Raw genomic sequence first — 2499 nt, 5'->3', positions numbered from 1 at the left:
GCGGTCACCGGAGCTGACGGTCGACGAGCGGAAGGATGCCGTCACCGAGCTGGCGGTGGCGATGTGGCGGGACGGCGAGGCGTTCATCGATGTGACCAGGCTGACCGAGATCGCCGCTGGTGTGCTCCGGTCGATGCGTGATCCGCGGGGCCTGACTCCGGCCGAGACCGCGCATCTGCTCGGTTCGGGTACGGCGCTGCGCCGGGATGCCGACGGCCGGTTCTCCTTCATCCACTGGTCGGTGATGGAGTATCTGGTCGCGGCCGAAGCGGCCCGTCGGCTCGCCGCAACGGCCGGTCAGGCCGGTCAGGCCGGTGATCTGCTCGCGGCGCAGAGCATGTCGGAGCTGATGGCGGATTTCTTCGCCGATCTGGCCGGCCGGGACGCGGCGGCTCGCTGGGCGCAGGACACCGTCGACGACCCGGACACACCCGCGGTGGCGAAGGCGAACGCGGTGGTCGTGGCGCGGCGGCTGGGCGTCGGGCTGCGGACGGGGGCGAAGCTGGCCGGCGCCGATCTTGCCGGCCATGATCTTTCCGGTCGGGATCTGCGGGGTGCTGATCTGCGGGAGGCGAACCTGACCGATGCCCGGCTCGACCGTGCCGATCTGCACGGCGCCGACCTGCGCGACGCGGTGCTCACGGGTGCCTCACTGGCGGCGACCGCGCTCGACGGCGCGGACCTGTCCGGGGCGAAACTGACCGGCGCGACGGTCCGCGACGTCAGCGCAGACGGGCTGATCGCCCGCAGCGCCGATCTCGACGACATCCAGCTCATCGGCGGGACGCTGCGAGCGCCCGACCTGACCGGCGCGTCCCTGCGGGGCGCGCGGGTGACCGGTGCCGGGTTCGCCGGGGTGAACCTGACCGGTGCGGATCTTACGGGTGCCCGTTTCATCGACACGGACCTGACCGGCGCGGTGCTGACGGGTAGCCGATGGTCGCGGGCGGCGATTCTCGGTGGCCAGCTCGGTTCGGTCCGGGAGGCGCCGGAGCTGGCCGCGGCGGCGGTCGCCGGGTGGGATTCCGCGCAGGTGATGCTGCGGTCGGCGGCCTCACCGCAGTACGCGGTGGGGTTCTCCCCGGACGGCACCATGATCGCCTCGGGGGGTGGGGATGGCTCGGTGCGGCTGTGGGATACCGCGACCGGCCGCCAGCTGCGTTCCCTGACCGGCCACACCGGCTGGGTGTTGTCGGTGGGGTTCTCCCCGGACGGCACCATGATCGCCTCCGGGGGTGAGGATGGCCCGGTGCGGCTGTGGGACACCGCGACCGGCCGCCAGCTGCGTTCCCTGATCGGCCACACCGGCTGGGTGTTGTCGGTGGAGTTCTCCCCGGACGGCACCATGATCGCCTCGGGGGGTGCGGATAGGTCGGTGCGGCTGTGGGACACCGCGACCGGCCGCGAACTGCGTTCCCTGACCGGCCACACCGGCGGGGTGTTGTCGGTGGAGTTCTCCCCGGACGCCACCATGATCGCCTCGGGGGGTGAGGATCGCTCGGTGCGGCTGTGGGACACCGCGACCGGCCGCGAACTACGCACCCTGACCGGCCACACCGACCGGGTGCGGTCGGTGGGGTTCTCCCCGAACGGCACCATGATCGCCTCCGGGGGTGAGGATGGCACGGTGCGACTGTGGGACACCGCGACCGGCCGTGAACTACGTTCCCTGACCGGCCACACCGACCGGGTGTCGTCGGTGGGGTTCTCCCCGAACGGCACCATAATCGCCTCCGGGGGTGAGGATGGCACGGTGCGACTGTGGGACACCGCGACCGGCCGCGAGCTGCGTTCCCTGACCGGCCACACCAGCGGGGTGTTGTCGGTGGGGTTCTCCCCGAACGGCACCATAATCGCTTCCGGGGGTGATGATAACTCGGTGCGACTGTGGGATACCGCGACCGGCCGCGAACTGCGCACCCTGACCGGCCACACCGGCGGGGTGGGGTCGGTGGGGTTCTCCCCAGACGGCACCATGATCGCCTCCGGGGGTGTGGATGGCTCGGTGCGGCTGTGGGACACCGCGACCGGCCGTAAACTGCGCACCCTGACCGGCCACACCAGACCGGTGTGGTCGGTGTGGTCGGTGGGGTTCTCCCCGGACGGCACCATGATCGCCTCCGGGGGTGTGGATGGCTCGGTGCGGCTGTGGGACACCGCGACCGGCCGCGAACTACGCACCCTGACCGGCCACACCAACTGGGTGTTGTCGGTGGGGTTCTCCCCGGACGGCACCATGATCGCCTCCGGGGGTGTGGATGGCTCGGTGCGGCTGTGGGACACCGCGACCGGCCGCGAACTACGCACCCTGACCGGCCACACCGGCCCGGTGTCGTCGGTGGGGTTCTCCCCGGACGGCACCACGATTGTTTCCGGGGGTGATGATAACTCGGTGCGGCTGTGGGACACCGCGACCGGCCGCGAACTACGTTCCCTGACCGGCCACACCAGCTGGGTGTTGTCGGTGGGGTTCTCCCCAGACAGCACCATGATCGCCTC

At 71.3% G+C, this 2499-nt stretch carries 1 protein-coding gene; it reads left to right on the top strand.

Annotated features, from left to right (window positions below):
• Positions 1–2499, top strand: a 2499-nt coding sequence (locus tag U9977_RS09830; protein WP_322748918.1) for a pentapeptide repeat-containing protein, incomplete at both ends; no start/stop codon positions are given.

Source organism: Protofrankia sp. Cas8 (genome assembly GCF_963555845.1).
Classification (GTDB): domain Bacteria; phylum Actinomycetota; class Actinomycetes; order Frankiales; family Frankiaceae; genus Protofrankia.
The sequence above is the reverse complement of the archived record's forward strand: the minus strand, read 5'-3'. Positions and strand labels throughout refer to the sequence as shown.